The organism is Desulfotruncus arcticus DSM 17038 (genome assembly GCF_900113335.1).
GTDB lineage: Bacteria > Bacillota > Desulfotomaculia > Desulfotomaculales > Desulfallaceae > Desulfotruncus > Desulfotruncus arcticus.
The window spans coordinates 1-16,299 of sequence record NZ_FOOX01000009.1; the positions used below are offsets into that span (position 1 = coordinate 1).

The window sequence follows — 16,299 nt, forward strand, 5'->3', positions numbered from 1 at the left end:
CACATTTTACTACCTGCTTTATGTCCCTCATTATTTATCGATTATTGGAAAAGAAACTAGGAAATAAGTTTTCATGCAGTGAAATCATCAACGGATTGAAAGAAATGAATTTCTATGAGATTAAGGGAGAGGGGTATATACCGACCTATACAAGAACCGAATTTACTGATGCACTACATGAATCTTTTGGTTTTCGAACAGATTACGAGATTATAAAAAAGACACTGATGAAACAATTTTTTAGCATAACTAAAAAATAAAAAATATTACTCACTTTTTTAATAGTGCAAAAAAGCTTGAAGACCCTGCAAATACAGGGTCTTCAAGCTTTTTCATGGCTTATAACTGTCAAAGACAGGATTATAGCCTATAAATTCATTTCTTGTCAATACAAAAAAGTTTTGGCATATACTTACCTTGGTCATGGTATTTTTTTCTGGAAACAGGTTGACGGCATAAAAAATCTGGTATAGTATAAAAGTCAGAAAAGGTCAAAGTTAAAGTCAATAAGTTGCGGTCATTGCTTTAGTTTTAACAATTACATCTATGATGTAAAGTGTCCTGATGTAAAGATCAAATTGTTGACCTGGTTGCTGAGCTTGTGGTTGGCACTAACTGTGGCGGTATAATATCATCTGGTCTGATTCAAAATACTGGTAAAATAATTTAGTTTTTTCAAAAAGGAGGTTTCAAAATATGGGTAAGACAATAGGTATCGATCTTGGAACTACAAATTCTGTGGTATCTGTTATGGAAGGCGGAAAACCCGGGGTGATAGTGAATGCCGAGGGTTCCCGGACCACCCACTCTGTGGTGGCGTTTAAAGAGGACGGGGAAAGGCTTGTCGGCCAGGTAGCCAGGCGCCAGTCGGTATTAAACCCGTCCAATACACTATCCTCGGTTAAAAGGTTCATTGGACGTAAATATTCCGAAGTGTCAGGAGAGCGGGAGCTGGTGCCTTACAAGGTTGAGTCAGGTCCCAATGACGCGGTGAGGTTCAACATCAGGGGCAAGCAGTACGCCCCTGAAGAGGTATCAGCCATGGTATTGCGCAAGCTGGTGGATGACGCTTCCAAATACCTGGGCGAAAAAGTGACCGATGCTGTCATTACGGTACCGGCCTATTTCAACGACGCCCAGCGGCAGGCTACGAAAAACGCGGGCAAAATCGCCGGTCTTAACGTGCTGCGCATTATTAACGAGCCAACTGCGGCAGCTCTGGCATACGGGCTGGATAAAAAGGTTAACCAGACTGTTCTGGTCTTTGACTTGGGTGGTGGTACCTTTGACGTTTCAATTCTGGAAGTTGGCGACGGGGTGTTTGAAGTAAAATCAACCAACGGTGATACCCACCTGGGCGGCGACGATTTTGATAAAGCTGTTGTCGACTGGATGGCGGAAGAATTCAAAAAGGATTACGGTATTGACCTGCGCAACGACAAACAATCGCTGCAGCGCCTGACCGAGGCGGCTGAAAAAGCCAAGATTGAGTTGTCCACCACGCTGGAAACGCAAATCAGCCTGCCTTTTATCACTGCGGATGTGGCGGGCCCGAAACACCTGGAACTGAAGCTGGCCCGGGCCAAGTTTGACGACCTGACCCATCAGCTGGTTGAAAGATGTCGCGGTCCGGTTAAAGCGGCCCTGGCAGACGCCAAGCTTTCAGAAAAGGATATAGACGAAGTTATTCTGGTCGGCGGATCATCCCGGATTCCGGCGGTACAAAAGTTGGTCCGTGAAATGACCGGCGGCAAAGACCCGCACCAGGGGGTCAACCCCGACGAGGTAGTGGCCATTGGGGCCGCAATTCAGGGCGGAGTTTTAGCCGGTGAGGTAAAAGATGTGCTGCTGCTGGATGTTACCCCGCTGTCACTGGGTGTTGAGACTCTGGGCAGTGTCATGGCCAGGGTAATCGAACGCAATACTACCATTCCGGTGCGCCGCAGCCAGGTGTTCACCACCGCGGAAGATAACCAGCCTGCAGTGGATATACACGTGTTGCAGGGTGAAAGGGAAATGGCCAGGGATAACCGTTCTCTGGGGCAGTTTAAACTGGAGGGCATCCCCGCCGCGCACAGGGGCGTGCCGCAAATTGAGGTAACCTTTGATATCGATGCCAACGGGATCTTGAAAGTAAGCGCCCGCGACCAGGGAACGGGTAAAGAGCAGGCCGTCACGATCAGCGGGTCGACCAGCCTGGACCAGGCGGAAATCGACCGGATGGTGCGTGATGCCGAAGCCAATGCTGTTGAAGATAAAAAGCGCCGTGAGGAAGTGGAGGTCCGCAATGAGGCCGATACTCTGCTGTACCAGGTGGACCGGCAAATCAAAGATTTGGGAGATAAGGTTCCCGTACATGAAAAGGGCCGGATTGAGCAGCTGCTGGAAGAGCTAAGATCCGCGCTCAAAGAAAACGCTGCGGTAGATCGCATTCGTTCACTAAAGGATGATCTGCAGCAAGCAGCTTACTCACTGTCTCAGGCGGCTTACCAGCAGGTACAGACCGGCGCGGACACGGCCGATGGGGCTGGCTGCAGCGGTGGAACCTGCGGTGGCGGTCCCCAATATCACGGCGGTGACGACGTAATTGACGCCGAATATGAGGAACGGCCCAATGCCTAATCGCATTGCGGCACCCGGTTTCATCTCGTTAACCGCCGCTAAGACTCCCGCCTCGCATAAGGAAAGGGGACACACCTGCTGAAGCTTGGGTATTTCTCTGGGGACAGGAATGTCCCCAACTAATGGAGTTAAGCGGCGATAAACTCGAAATAAGTGCGACTAAGGTTCAGGTGGGGTCAAAACCCCACCTGAACCAAGTCTTCTTTACTGGGGGTGGTGATCTATGAGCGTTAAGTTTCAAGACTATTATCAGGTGCTTGGCGTCGGCCGCGACGCTACTGAAAAAGAAATTAAAACGGCCTATCGCAAGCTGGCCCGCAAATGGCATCCGGATTTGCACACCGGCAAAGAGAAGGAAGCGGCGGAAGAAAAGATCAAGCAGATTAATGAAGCTTACGAGGTGCTTAAAGACAAGGCAAAGCGGGCCAAATACGACAGGCTGGGCGCCAACTGGCAGGCGGGACAGGATTTTCGCCCGCCTCCCGATATGGATGGCTTTACTTTCCATACCAACTTTGGCGGCGGCGGGGAAAGCGCTTTCAGCGACTTTTTTGAAACGCTTTTCGGCGGCGGTGCCGGATTTCGTCGCGCCGCCCGCCCGTCCCGGCGCGGTCCGGCCCGCGGCAGAGATATTGAAGCGGAATTAGAGCTTTCCCTGGAAGAGCTTTACCGGGGAGGGGAAAAGAACCTGCAGCTTTCGACCCGCGAGCTTTGCGCCGCCTGCGGCGGAGCCGGACATGACGGCAAATCTTTTTGCAGCGTCTGCGGAGGCACCGGTGAAAAAAGCGGCGTTAAAACACTGACGGTGAAAATTCCTCCCGGCGTAAGCGAGGGCAGCCGCATCAGGCTGAAAAACCAGGGCGGTGCAGGCTTAAACGGAGGAGGCTCAGGTGACTTATATCTAAAAGTACGGTTGCTGCCGCATCCGGCTTTCAAGGTTTCCGGCCAAGACCTGGAAACTGAGATTACTTTGCGACCCGAGCAGGCCGTTCTGGGCGACAGGGTTTCTGTTCCCACTCTGGATGGCCCGGTTAACCTGAAGATACCTGCCGGCATCCGGGTGGGCAAACGCCTGCGTTTAAAAGGCAAGGGGTTACCGGTCCGGGGCGGCAGGGGGGATGAGTACGTGCGGGTAAAAATAGATCTTCCTGAAAACCTGTCGGCGGAAGAAGAAAATCTTTACCGTCAAATAGCCGAACTCAGGAAAGGGGTGCAGGGGCAATGAAGAAATATTATTTAGAACTGTATCCCATACTTTGCCCGTAACAGAAGATGAAACATTAGTCGATCTGGAGTCACTGGAATTGCACCCTGAAATTATTGAATTATTGGCCGAGTTCGGCGTTCTTGAATTGCACCGGGGAGGTATCCGGGCCGACCACGCGGCCAGGGCGGAAAAAATAATGAGATTACGCCGTAACCTGGGGGTTAACCTGTCGGGAGCAGCCATTATTCTGGAGCTTTTGGAGCGCATTGAGCAGTTGCAGGATCAAATTGAACATTTAAAGAGGAGGTGAATGCTCAATGGATATTAATCGCTATACGCAAAAATCAAGGGAAGCGCTGGCTGCCGCCCAGCAGCTGGCTGCTGAAAAACATCACCAGGAAGTTACCGGCAAACATTTGCTGGCTGTGCTGCTGGCACAGGAAGGCGGCATGGTTCCCCGGTTTGTGGAACATGCCGGAATGAACCCTGTTGATCTGGCCGGCAAGGTTGAGGCTTTATTAAAAAGAATTCCGGTGGTAACCGGCTACGAGGGTACGCTGCACCTGGGTTCCGGGCTGGCCAGAGTTTTGGCGCGGGCGGAAAAAGAGGCCCGGGATATGAAGGACGACTACGTGAGTGTCGAACACCTGCTTTTAGCACTGGTGGAAGAAGGCGAGCCGGAAACCGGGGAAGCCCTACGCCAGTCCGGGATAACCAGGGCTACACTGCTTAATTCCCTGCGCGCGGTCCGGGGGAACCAGCGGGTAACCGGGGAAAATCCCGAGGAAACCTATGAGGCGCTGGAGCGTTACGGCCGGGACCTGACCAAACTAGCGGCAGAAGGAAAACTGGACCCTGTTATCGGCAGAGATAATGAGATTCGCCGGGCTATTGAGATACTATCAAGGCGTACCAAAAATAATCCCGTATTAATCGGGGAGCCGGGCGTTGGTAAAACCGCTATCGTGGAAGGTCTTGCCAGGCGCATAGTGGCGGGTGACGTGCCCGAGGGGTTAAAAGACAAGCTTATCATTGGCCTGGATATGGGATCGCTGCTGGCCGGGGCCAAATACCGGGGCGAGTTTGAAGAGCGGCTCAAAGCGGTGCTGAAGGAAGTGCAGCAATCCCAGGGCAGGATTATCTTGTTTATCGATGAACTCCATACCGTGGTGGGGGCCGGCAAGGCCGAGGGCGCCGTGGATGCGGGCAATATTTTAAAACCCATGCTGACCCGGGGCGAGCTGCGCACCATTGGTGCCACCACGCTGGATGAATACCGCAAGCATGTTGAAAAGGACGCCGCATTGGAAAGGCGGTTCCAGTCGGTAATAGTTAACCCTCCCTCCGTGGAGGACACCATCTCAATTTTGCGCGGCTTAAAGGAGCGCTATGAGGTGCACCACGGTGTGCGTATTCAGGACGGCGCGCTGGTAGCCGCTGCGACACTTTCAGACCGGTATATTTCCGACCGTTTCCTGCCCGACAAGGCCATTGATCTGATGGACGAGGCGGCGGCCCGGCTGCGCACTGAAATCGACAGCATGCCGGCGGAGTTGGACCAAATTACCCGCCGTATTATGCAGCTTGAAATCGAAGAAGCCGCGCTGAGTAAGGAAAAGGATACCGTCTCCCGGGACCGGCTGAATAAAATCAAAAAACAGCTGGCGGAATTACGCGGCGAAGCCGATGCCATGAAGGCCCGGTGGCAGGTGGAAAAACAGTCAATTTCCAGAGTGCGCCAGATTAAAAAGGAAATTGAAGAAACCCGCCAGGAAATTGAGCGCGCCGAGCGGGATTACGACCTGAACAGGCTGGCGGAACTGAAATACGGTCGTTTGAACGACCTGGAGCGGCGCCTTAAAGCGGAAGAAGAGAATTTGGCAGGCAAGCAAAAGCACGGTATGCTGCTTAAAGAAGAAGTAGATGAAGAAGATGTGGCCAGGGTAGTCAGCCGCTGGACCGGCATCCCGGTGAGCAAATTGATGGAAGGCGAGAAAGAAAAACTGATCCACCTGGATGATGAACTGCACAAGCGGGTCATTGGGCAGGACGAGGCGGTACGGGCGGTGGCCGATGCCGTTCTGCGGGCCCGGGCCGGCATCAAAGACCCCAACCGGCCCATTGGCAGTTTTATTTTCCTGGGACCCACCGGAGTTGGCAAGACCGAGCTGGCGCGGGCGCTGGCCCAGTCACTGTTCGACGACGAGCGCAGCATGACCAGGCTGGATATGTCCGAATACATGGAAAAACATGCTGTATCCCGTTTAATCGGGGCCCCGCCCGGCTATGTCGGCTACGAGGAGGGCGGGCAACTGACGGAGGCGGTGCGGCGCAAGCCTTATTCCGTAATCTTGCTGGATGAAATAGAAAAAGCCCACCCGGACGTATTTAATATCCTGCTGCAGCTGCTGGACGACGGCAGGCTGACTGACGGTCAGGGGCGCACCGTTAACTTCCGGAATACGGTGGTAATTATGACCTCCAATCTCGGCAGCCAGGAAATATTAGGTCAGCAGGAGCGGGGCGGGGATTTCGACCAAATGAAGGCCAGCGTGTTGGGCATACTGCGGAAGCACTTCCGGCCCGAATTCCTCAACCGGGTGGATGAAATTGTAGTCTTCCACGCCCTCAACCAGGCCCAGGTACGGCAAATTGCCGGCCTGCTGCTGGAAAAACTGGCTATGCGCATCACTGCCGGAACGGGCATAAAATTTAGGTGGGATGACAGTGCTTTAAACTACCTGGCCAACAGAGGGTATGAGCCTGCCTATGGCGCCAGGCCCTTAAAACGGCTGATCCAACAGGAAGTTGAAACGGCGGTCAGCCGGATGATTATCAAAGGCGCGATTGCGCCGGGAGATACTTTGACACTTAGTTCCGATCAAGGCGAACTGCAATTGATTAAAGAATAACAACATTATTATCTTGCTGCTGATTCTAAACTACTGTCCAGGGAAAACAAAAACTCCGGGCTCAACTCGTCAGCCACCTGCTTTAGCCGCTGGTAATCATCAGCGGTTAGCAGCGGGTCGGCTTTGTTTTCATAATCTTTAATGGCTTGATTTACCTCCAGTATTCTGTAATGCTGCTTGCCGCTGACCCGGTAGGTATCCACCCAGGTTGGTATCAGTTTGATTTCACGCAGGGTTGTTAGGCCGCTGCCAAGATCTTTATCAAGTGCCAGGTTGATTAGTAAGCCACTGTCTGAGTACCTCCAGCGCTGGTTGGAAATAAAATTGCCCAGTGAATAAATAACGAATTTCTTCTTTTCAATGTTATCTTCGGTCATAGTTCTAATTTCCGCCGGCTCAACAACATGGGCGTGGTTGCCCAGAACAACATCAACACCGGAGTCAAATAAAAAATCAACCAGTTCCTTTTGCTCTTTGTCGGGATAGCGGCTGTATTCGATGCCGAAATGGATACAGGCGATAATAATATCCACCCCGGCATCTTGTATAGCTTGCAGCTCTTTTAATATTGCCGGGCGGTTCACAACATTAACCAGGTAAGGTTTGTCAGCCGGCACAGGAATACCGTTGGTGATAGTGGTATAGTTGATGATTCCCACCCGAATGCCTTTAATGGTTTTAATTAAAGGTTTGCTTTTGGCCTCTGCGCTGCTGTATGTTCCGACATGGTCCAACCCCGCGGCCTCAATATTGCCAAGGGTGGCGATAACGCCGCCCGTTCCCTTGTCCAGGCTGTGATTGTTGGCGGTGAGAAAAAGGTCAAAGCCAACTTTTTTCATTTCTCCGGCCAGATCGGCCGGGCAGTTAAAAACGGGATACCCTGAATAGCCGTATTCCGCGCCGGCCAGGCGGGTTTCCAGGTTGGTGATACTGTAATCGGCGTTTTCAATCAGCCCCTGCACCGGCGTAAAGATGTGGCTGAATTCATAGCTGCCTGATTCCGGGTTTTTAACCGATTGGATTACAGGCATATGCATCAGCAAGTCACCCACCGCCACTATATGAATGCTTACCTGGCGTGGTTCAGGCGGGGGGGCTGTTTTAACGTTAGTGGCAGGTTCGGCCGAACATCCGGTCAATAACACCAGCAAATATAGTAAAAATCTTTTGTTAATGATAAACCCCTTCTTTAAAAAAGTATAAAATCATAATAGCTAAAACAAAACCCCGGCAGTCCGGGGTTTATTGTCTTTTAACTACAACACTTGCATTTTCCCGAATGGGATTCTCCCCATTCGTCAGTGAGCTGTTTTTTACTGACAAAGTCGTCACAAGGCCTGCTGCTGGTTTCGACAGGCTTATTTGTTTTTTCACACATTGCGGCCTCAATAGCCTTCCATTGTTTAAAATGCAAGCAATCTTTACAGAGCATTATTTCACCCCTGCCCCTGCGAATAATTAGTTAGCCTTTCTAATTATAAACAAAAAAAGGGAAATTCGCCAGATATAAACCGCAGATAAAATAAATAATAAAAAGAAAACCCCGGGCATTATATCCCGGGTTAATTTTTATGCGGTATGCCTTCTTTCCTCAGAGGTTCTTTTCTATGATGCTGTCTGGCAGGCAGTTGGTTTTTTGTTGGACTTGGTCCAGATCTTCATTTTTTCAGCTTCTTTGATCAATTCTTCCTGAAAGTTCGGGTGAGCCAGGGAAATGAGCGCCTCAGCCCGCTCCCAGGTTGATTTGCACTTCAAGTTGACCATTCCGTTTTCCGTTACAAGGTACATTACCATGGAGCGGGGTGTGGTTACAATGGTTCCCGGACTTAGGGTAGGTTTAATGCGGGAATGCAATTCACCGTTTTTATCTTTATAAGTTGACGGCAGGCAGAGAAATGCTTTACCTCCCCTGGAAAGATAAGCTCCTTCCACAAAATCCACCTGCCCGCCGGTGCCGCTGATCTGGCGGCTGCCGGTTGATTCTGAAGCCACCTGGCTGAACAGGTCCACTTCGAGAGCGCCGTTAATGGACATAACCTTATCGTTTTGGGCAATTATATGCGGGTAATTGGTGTAGTCCACAGAATATGAGGCTACGCTCGGGTTGTTATGAAGAAAATCATAAAGTTTTTTACTGCCCAGGGCAAAGGTGAATACCATTTTACCGGTATCGATATTTTTACGTTTTCCGGTAAGCTTGCCTGCCTCCCACATGTCCAGGTAGGCGTCACAAAGCATTTCGGTGTGGGCTCCCAGGTCTTTGAGGTCGGACTGAGCAATCAGCTTGCCCAGTGCATTCGGCATGCCGCCTATGCCCAGTTGTATGCAGGCTCCGTCTTCCAGCTCATTCATTATTAACATAGCAATTTTCTGGTCAACCTCTGAAATAGGGATCTCAGGTATAGGGGGCACGTTCCAGTCTGCTTCCACTATCATATCTACTTCGGAAATATGAACACATTCATTATTTCCGCCCGGTACCCTGGGCATTTGGGGATTTACTTCAACTATTACTTTGGGGGCTATGTCCATAACAGCTCTGGTGAAAGTATTGGACAGGCCGAAGTTAAAATAGCCGTGCTCGTCCATTGGGGCAACGGATACCATAGCGACGTCACTTCTGGTATAATTGGCATAACTGGGGCATTCTCTAAAAAGAATGGGAAGGAAGTGACAAAGCCCGTAATCGTGCACCCGCCTGTCAATTAACGTAAAATGTCCGCTGTTAAAATTAAAGCTTTCACCCTGCGGGTCTGAAAGCACAATCATAGGCGGTCCGTAAACTCTGGCTGCGGAGCGGATGTATACATCTTTTAATTCCGGCTTGCGTTTGGCCAGCGCTTTGTCAATTTCTACCACCTGGTTGGCAAAAGTTCCGTAGTCAATCAGGTCTCCCGGTTTAATTACTTTTACCGCTTCGTCGGCGGTGCGCAGCTTGTACTTATACTCCTCATGATAATTCATTAAAATCCTCCCCCCAAAACGTATTTGACTAAAATCGCAGCAAGAACAATACCAGTCTTTTGATGTCAGTATTATCAGTCTATTTGCGCGCTTACGCTATTTAATAACACATAGTTTATATTTTTGTGTCTTAATTTTGCGTCTAAAAAACCTGCGCAGGGCTATGAAAACAACAGTTTGGGGTTGTGTCGCAAGTGTTGCGAATAAGCGACATGAATGGCCTGGTTTTAATTATTGGCGGATTAGTTGTATAGTTATTTAGACGGTTAATATTAGTTTTTTATGTTAAAATAATAAGGTATTTTTATTTCCAGTTCTGTAAATTGAGGTGAAACAATGTGTTGTGCTCAGTTGAATTGTTAAAGCCGGGTATGGTTTTGGAGGAAAACGTATATGATTTGGAAAGGGTGCTCCTTCTTTCTGCCAGCACTGTTTTATCACCTGAGAGTATTAAAATAATTATGCGGCTTGGATACACTGAAATTAATGTTCAGGGCGATTCAAGCTTGCCGGATACCGCGGGCTACCGACTTGACAAGGCTAAAGTGGAGCAATTTCAGAATACCTATGCCGAGATGGAAAACGAGGTTGCCGATATTATTAAATATATCAGTGACGGCAACCATATTGATATGAACCAGGTGTTTGATGTTCCAAGTAAGCTAATGGGGGAAATAGGCAGTAATATAGGTGATGTTTTTGCGTACCTTAATCAAGTCAGCATGCTGGATGACCATACTGTGGGGCACAGCATCAATGTATCTTTGATCAGCGGTGTAATATGTGACTGGATAAAAATAAAGCAAACCTTGAAGAGGGATGTTATTTTAGCCGGGATGCTGCATGACATAGGAAAAAGTATTATACCGCAAAGTATATTAAAAAAGCCCGGTTCACTTTCTCGGGAAGAATGGGAGCAGATTAAACAGCACCCGGTCAATGGTTATAAAATATTGAAAGAGGCCAAGGCCCCCGATTCAGTGCTGATCGGCGCACTTATGCACCACGAGCGCGGCGACGGCAGCGGCTATCCCCTGGGTTTAAAGCAGGATAAAATACCGCTGGTTGCCAAAATTGTGGCTATTGCGGATATTTATGACGCTATGACCTCTGAAAGGACTTACAGAAATAAAATGTGTCCTTTTCATGTAATCAGGCAGTTTCAGTTTAATTATTTTGGTGTTCTGGACACCCGAATTTTAATGACGTTTTTGACCAGGATTGCTGAGTGCTATATAGGAGAGTTGGTAGCGCTGACTGATGGGACAGCAGGGGAAATAGTTTTTATACACCCTGGTGATCCCGCCAAGCCGCTTGTTAAAACTAAATTCGGGCTGATAAATTTACAGGATCAGCCCGGCCTGGAGGTTGATCATATCATCATTTAAAATTAAATACTTTAATCTATACGCTCCAGTTTTCGATATAAAACTGAGCGGTGTATCTCTAGTAAACGCGCCGCTTCTTTTTTATTGTTATCTGTAGCGTTAAGGGCTTTTAAAATGGCTTTTTTTTCTGCTTCTTTTACTACTTCATGTAAGGGCCTGACGGTGCCGGAGACAGAGTGGCCTTCTAATTGCCTTTGCAGGCGTTTATTTAAAACGGGAAAATCAAAACGATAAAGAATTTTATTCTCTGCCAGGTTAATCGCCTGCTCCAGAAGATTTTCCAATTCGCGCACATTTCCGGGCCAGTCGTAACTGAGAAACATTTCCATTGTTTCCTGGTTGAGACCGGTGATTGCCGCTCCAAGTCGTTTATTTAGCTTTTTAATCAGCTCCGAGGTCAGGCCGGGAATGTCCTCTTTGCGTTCTCGCAGCGGAGGAACCTGAAAAAGAACTACATTCAGGCGGTAGTACAAATCCTCCCGGAACTGGTTGGTTTGCATCATTTCTTCCAGGTTGCGATTAGTTGCAGCTATAACTCTGACGTCCACCGGCACGGGCTTGGTGCCCCCGATTCTTTCAATCTCCTTTTCTTGCAGCACCCTGAGCAGTTTAGCCTGCATCGACCTGTCCATATCGCCAATTTCATCGAGGAAAATTGTACCACCTTGGGCAATTTCGAATTTGCCAAGCTTACCGCCCCGTTTGGCTCCGGTGAAAGCTCCTTCATCATAGCCGAAAAGCTCGGATTCCAATAGGTCCATTGGTATAGAAGTGCAGTTAACCCGCACGAAAGCCCGGTTCCTGCGGTTGCTGGCGTTATGAATGGCGTGGGCAAACAGTTCCTTTCCCGTGCCGCTATCACCGGTAATCAGCACAGTGGAAGATGTTTTAGCCACTTTGAAAATTCTATTTTTGAGTTTTAGCATTTTATCGCTGTTACCAATAATTTCATCAACTTCATATTTGGCGCGCCTGGCATGGTCCAGTTCGGCACGGTAACTGGCGAGTTGTTCTTCCAGCTTTTTTATTTTTTGGGCGAAATCAAGGGCCAGTGCTATTTCGTCGCGAAACATACTCCGCCCCAGCACACCAATAATTTGTCCGTCTTTCTCTATGGGCAATCTGGTCACCACCACTCTTTGGCCATTAATTGCCCAAATATCACCGTATTGCGGTTTGCCGGTTTTAAGAACTTCCAGTAATTGCGTTTGAGGAACAATTTCAAGGATATGACGGTTGACTAGTTGTTCGGGCCGGTATCCCAGAAATTCTGCGTAACCTTCGTTAATAAGCCTGATTATCCCTCCTGTGTCGACAAATATTATTGCCTCATGAGGGGTTTCCACCATTGCTTGTAGTAATTCTTCCCTGGTAAAGGATTGATTGCTTATTTTATTGGCCATATTGACTCCCCCTGAAGTGATTATTCGACATATAGTGCGTATTTCCTTGCTTAGATCAGGAGCTGTTTATAGTAGTACCCCAATCATAACCGCAGACTGTCAAGCGCTTGCCTGCCGTTTAAAAGTCACATTTAAGAATCACAGGCCCGGCAGGGTGATTTTTTTTGGGCAACGGTAGTATTGGTCATTGATATACCTCGTCGAAATGGTTTATATTTAAGGAAAGGGGACAAAACGTCGGAGTTAGGAGGACAAATTAATGAAAGTTTATCCTTCCGAAAAAAATAATATGGGAACCATTAGGTACAATGAAGATGTTCTTAAAACCATGGTCGGCATCGCCCTGTCACAGGTTGAAGGCGTTGCAGGGGTTGAAGGCCGGGTAACGGGCAGTATTCTTGGCCGCAAAAACTACTCTTATATTCATAAGATCACAGTGGAAGAAAAGAAAGTCATCGTGGATGTTTCTATTGTTGCAAAATATGGAATGCTGCTGCGCGAGTGCGCTCAAACTGTTCAGCAGAAAATTAAAGAAAACATTGAAGAAATGACTGACTTGTATGTTGCTGCTGTAAACGTGACTGTGGCCAGTCTGGATCTACAGGAATAATTATTGGGTAAAGACATGTAAAAGAACTAAAACCAAATATAAGCCGGCTGCATAATCTGTTTATTAATAGATTATTTTTTGAGGAGTGTTAGTGCATGCCGGCAGTGGTGGCGATCAGCGATCTGCATTTAGGCGAAGAATCCTCTGCTTTGAACCCCCTGCTGAGAGAGGCCGTTCCCCCAATTCTAAAGGATGATAATGCTTTCCAAAACCCACCGCAAAATTCAACCCCGTATGAGTTGAATATGCTTATGCATAATATCGCCTGGGAAACAGGTGGCATAGCTGAAGTGGTTTTAGTCGGAGATATCATTGACCTGAGCCTGGCTTCCTACAGCGATTGCCTATTGCAAGCGCGGGAATTCTTTAGCCTGCTGTTTACCGGCCTATCGCCAGGCGCGGTAGTATGGGTTCCCGGAAACCATGACCATCATATTTGGACGCAGGTATGCGAGGATGAGTATATTAAAAGACCGCTGCTCAATAAACAGCTGCCGGGCGAATACCCCAGAATTACCGGACCGGGTAAGGGAACAGGCGCCTTTAACAGCATGAACTTTGGGGTGCAGTTTTTGCTTAATTTATTGCCCCCCTTTTTAAGGGGGCGTTTCTGGCTTGCTTATCCAAATTATATAACTAACTGCGGTGATCAAACAATTTTATTCCACCACGGACACTTCTTTGACCACAAGCAGTCCTGGATCGGTACCAATGTAATTCAGGCTCAAAACCTGTCCGAATTGGAGATGTTTAATTCTTCTTACCTTGAATTCATCATGTACGGCAGCGGCCAGTCCGGCCGGCTTTCAGAACAAATAGAAAATGCTTTTGAGGAATTTCGCTGGGCTTTTGAAAGGTTGGGCCATATCTTTGATTATATTACCATGGGGAAGTTTTTCAAAAGGCTGTTTGGTGATGTAAAAAAAGGCGGCGATCGCAATGCCTCTTTAGGGTCCGGGTTATCATCGCGCGTTGCCAAGTACCTGCAGTATATTGAGCGGGAGCGCGAGCTTGCTCCGGAAGCGTATCCACAAGAATTCAGCCTTGTTTTTGGCCATACTCACCGTCCCGTGTACGGGGAGCAAGTGGGGAACTGCCAGGTTTACAATGCCGGAGGGTGGACTGTGGATGAATTGTGGCCGGGTCGGGATAACCTGCGGTCACATGTATTCATTGCCGTACCGGATAGACAGTTTGAAGTCCGGCCACTGGTGATAAAAAGGGATATTTATGATTTTTGCCATAATCTGAACGCCGCGCTGAGAGACGCCGTAAAAATTAACCTTGGTGCTCCGGTCGGAGCCCCGGAGCCAAAAAATGATTGACCGGAGTTGGTGGATTTTATATAATTATAATGATAATGCAGCCATGAAGGCTGTAAGCTGGTTATTGCGAGCGTAGCGAAGCAATCTTAATATGGATTTAAATACATAATTTAAATAATTTAATCCAAGAAATAAGGACCACGGAGGTTCTGCCGGGTAATGGCAGTTTTTCGTGGTTTTATTTTTTCTTCGGGGGGCGCGGTCATGGATTTTTTGTATTCCGTTAATAATAACACTTGGATGGGCCGGTTGGATGCCAGAGTAAAGATTGTTTCACTGGCCGGGTTTATTTTCATCATGACCTCATCGGATTCAATGGCAGCCCTGCTGTGTGGGATGGTATTTTTAGTTTTATTGGGTGCGCTGGCCGGGGTTTCCTTTACCATATTCGCCAAAAAGCTGCTCTGGATACTGCCTTTCGGAGGGACCATGGCAGTCATTTTACCATTTGTGGTGGCTGGAGCGGCAATTGCCCGGGTTCATCTGGGGGCACTGGAGCTTACAATGTCAGATGAAGGTCTTATCCGGGCGGTATTACTGACGTTGCGCATGGGGTTAGGGATATTTGCCGTTACACTTTTAGTTGCCACTACCGGTTTGGGCCGGTTAATGTTGGGGTTACGCCAGATGCGTGTGCCATATGTTTTTGTCGCCCTGGTCGAATTTACTGTCAGATATATTAATGTGTTGCTTGACGAGCTCAAAACCATGTCTCTGGCCCGCAAGGCAAGAGGTTTTGAATCCGGCCGCAGTTTCCTGCACAGACGCACTTTTACAACTCTGGGCAGTCAGGTCGGGGTGCTGTTTATGAGGGCGGGCAACCGGGGTGAGCGGGTTTACCAGGCTATGCTGTCCCGGGGGTACTGCGGTGAAACCGGAGCTGTTCTTAGCAGCGGGATCAGGCCCCTTGATATCGGCCTGGGCTTTGTGATTCTGGCTATGGCCATGTTTCTTCAAGTATATGACGCTGGGGGTTGGCAATGGCTTATATCATTAAAGTAAAAGACTTGTTTTTTACGTATTCGGATGGAACCAGAGCTTTAAACGGAGTTTCTTTCGCCATAGAAGAAGGCTCAAGGGTGGCTATGCTTGGACCTAACGGGGCGGGCAAGTCCACCCTTCTTTTGCACCTTAACGGGCTGCATTTGCCTCAGCAGGGCTCTGTATCAGTGCGGGGCCGGGAGATCGGCAAAAAGACCGAAAAATGGGTGCGAACAGCTGTCGGGATGGTGTTCCAGGACCCCGACAATCAGGTTTTTTCATCCACCGTTTGGGAAGATGTGTCATTCGGACCGATTAATATGGGACTGAACAGTGCTGAAATTAACAACAGGGTCAGCAAGGCACTTCATGCCGTTGGGATGTACGAATACAAGGAAAAACCCCCGTATCATTTAAGCTACGGGCAAAAGAAAAGAGTTGCTATTGCCGGTATCCTGGCCATGGAGCCGGGGGTTATTGTTTTGGACGAACCCATGGCCTACCTTGACCCGTCAGGTAAAGAACAGGTAGTAAATATTCTTGACGACTTGCATCAAAGGGGGATAACTATAATCATAGCCACTCATGACGTAGACCTGGCGGCCGAATGGGCGGATCACATTATTATTGTTAAAGATGGGCGGGTATTGGCCAATGGCGGTTCGGAATTGCTTACCCAAAAGAAAATTGTGGAGGAAGCAAGTCTGACCTACCCGCTGGTGTCGCGTATATTCTTAAATATACCGGAATTGGCAGTAGCAGTGCCAAGAACGGTAAACCAGGCTGTTGAAGCAATACGGAATTTAATTAAAAGGTGAATGTCCATGCCGCCGGCGTGGCACCAGCAGAAGGATGAAAATTGCCATTGCCGGGAGCGAAGCGACGTG

The 16,299-nt window shown here is 48.6% G+C and carries 12 protein-coding genes and 1 pseudogene; 10 read left to right on the plus strand and 3 right to left on the minus strand.

Translation table 11 applies throughout. From position 1 onward, the window contains the following. From BM056_RS26645 to clpB, 5 genes and pseudogenes are all read left to right on the plus strand, one after another. A pseudogene (locus BM056_RS26645) lies at window positions 1-260 on the plus strand (IS1634 family transposase); the annotation flags it as partial. 436 nt (window positions 261-696) lie between these two features. Beyond that, entirely contained in the window at window positions 697-2,622 is a 1,926-nt protein-coding gene (gene dnaK / locus BM056_RS12555; protein WP_092471772.1) for a molecular chaperone DnaK, read from the plus strand. A gap of 223 nt (window positions 2,623-2,845) precedes the next feature. Further along, on the plus strand, window positions 2,846-3,847 hold the full coding sequence (locus BM056_RS12560) for a DnaJ C-terminal domain-containing protein (protein WP_092471773.1): 1,002 nt from the start codon (window positions 2,846-2,848) through the stop codon (window positions 3,845-3,847). 31 nt (window positions 3,848-3,878) lie between these two features. Then, entirely contained in the window at window positions 3,879-4,139 is a 261-nt protein-coding gene (locus BM056_RS12565) for a chaperone modulator CbpM (protein WP_238456449.1), read from the plus strand. Between the two features lie 7 nt (window positions 4,140-4,146). Next, window positions 4,147-6,741 carry an ATP-dependent chaperone ClpB gene (gene clpB, locus BM056_RS12570; RefSeq protein ID WP_092471775.1) on the plus strand — a complete coding sequence of 865 codons (2,595 nt, stop codon included), beginning with the start codon at window positions 4,147-4,149 and terminating at the stop codon, window positions 6,739-6,741. Window positions 6,742-6,749: 8 nt separating this feature from the next. Here clpB and BM056_RS12575 read toward each other — a convergent pair whose 3' ends face one another. After that, complete coding sequence (locus BM056_RS12575) at window positions 6,750-7,886, minus strand: CapA family protein (RefSeq protein WP_238456459.1); 1,137 nt, start codon at window positions 7,884-7,886, stop codon at window positions 6,750-6,752. Between the two features lie 460 nt (window positions 7,887-8,346). Next, window positions 8,347-9,705: an acetyl-CoA hydrolase/transferase family protein gene (locus tag BM056_RS12585; RefSeq protein WP_092471778.1), complete on the minus strand. Its 1,359-nt coding sequence runs from the start codon at window positions 9,703-9,705 to the stop codon at window positions 8,347-8,349. Window positions 9,706-10,043: 338 nt separating this feature from the next. On the opposite strand from BM056_RS12585, the gene BM056_RS12590 reads away from it, so the two are divergent. Next, window positions 10,044-11,093: an HD-GYP domain-containing protein gene (locus BM056_RS12590; protein ID WP_131820761.1), complete on the plus strand. Its 1,050-nt coding sequence runs from the start codon at window positions 10,044-10,046 to the stop codon at window positions 11,091-11,093. Window positions 11,094-11,104: 11 nt separating this feature from the next. Here BM056_RS12590 and BM056_RS12595 read toward each other — a convergent pair whose 3' ends face one another. Beyond that, on the minus strand, window positions 11,105-12,496 hold the full coding sequence (locus BM056_RS12595; protein WP_092471780.1) for a sigma-54 interaction domain-containing protein: 1,392 nt from the start codon (window positions 12,494-12,496) through the stop codon (window positions 11,105-11,107). 259 nt (window positions 12,497-12,755) lie between these two features. On the opposite strand from BM056_RS12595, the gene BM056_RS12600 reads away from it, so the two are divergent. The 4 genes from BM056_RS12600 to BM056_RS12615 all read left to right on the plus strand — a co-directional run bounded on the left by BM056_RS12600 (window position 12,756) and on the right by BM056_RS12615 (window position 16,230). Further along, entirely contained in the window at window positions 12,756-13,106 is a 351-nt protein-coding gene (locus tag BM056_RS12600) for an Asp23/Gls24 family envelope stress response protein (RefSeq protein WP_092471781.1), read from the plus strand. Between the two features lie 95 nt (window positions 13,107-13,201). Further along, the gene (locus BM056_RS12605; protein ID WP_092471782.1) at window positions 13,202-14,431 is read left to right on the plus strand and encodes a metallophosphoesterase; all 1,230 of its coding nucleotides are present in this window, start codon (window positions 13,202-13,204) and stop codon (window positions 14,429-14,431) included. A gap of 204 nt (window positions 14,432-14,635) precedes the next feature. Next, window positions 14,636-15,433 (plus strand): cobalt ECF transporter T component CbiQ, encoded by a 798-nt coding sequence (gene cbiQ / locus BM056_RS12610; RefSeq protein WP_165613506.1) that lies wholly within the window; start codon window positions 14,636-14,638, stop codon window positions 15,431-15,433. Continuing rightward, window positions 15,412-16,230 carry an ATP-binding cassette domain-containing protein gene (locus tag BM056_RS12615; RefSeq protein ID WP_092471784.1) on the plus strand — a complete coding sequence of 273 codons (819 nt, stop codon included), beginning with the start codon at window positions 15,412-15,414 and terminating at the stop codon, window positions 16,228-16,230. Before cbiQ ends, BM056_RS12615 begins: the two co-directional genes overlap by 22 nt. The last annotated feature ends 69 nt before the right edge of the window (window positions 16,231-16,299 follow it).

What these genes read in the sequence shown, in the direction of transcription:
- dnaK (WP_092471772.1), top strand. Translation starts at nt 697, where the DNA reads ATGGGTAAGACAATAGGTATCGATCTTGGAACTACAAATTCTGTGGTA.
- BM056_RS12560 (WP_092471773.1), top strand. Translation starts at nt 2,846, where the DNA reads ATGAGCGTTAAGTTTCAAGACTATTATCAGGTGCTTGGCGTCGGCCGC.
- clpB (WP_092471775.1), top strand. Translation starts at nt 4,147, where the DNA reads ATGGATATTAATCGCTATACGCAAAAATCAAGGGAAGCGCTGGCTGCC.
- BM056_RS12585 (WP_092471778.1), bottom strand. Translation starts at nt 9,705, where the DNA reads ATGAATTATCATGAGGAGTATAAGTACAAGCTGCGCACCGCCGACGAA.
- BM056_RS12595 (WP_092471780.1), bottom strand. Translation starts at nt 12,496, where the DNA reads ATGGCCAATAAAATAAGCAATCAATCCTTTACCAGGGAAGAATTACTA.
- BM056_RS12600 (WP_092471781.1), top strand. Translation starts at nt 12,756, where the DNA reads ATGAAAGTTTATCCTTCCGAAAAAAATAATATGGGAACCATTAGGTAC.
- BM056_RS12605 (WP_092471782.1), top strand. Translation starts at nt 13,202, where the DNA reads ATGCCGGCAGTGGTGGCGATCAGCGATCTGCATTTAGGCGAAGAATCC.
- cbiQ (WP_165613506.1), top strand. Translation starts at nt 14,636, where the DNA reads ATGGATTTTTTGTATTCCGTTAATAATAACACTTGGATGGGCCGGTTG.
- BM056_RS12615 (WP_092471784.1), top strand. Translation starts at nt 15,412, where the DNA reads ATGGCTTATATCATTAAAGTAAAAGACTTGTTTTTTACGTATTCGGAT.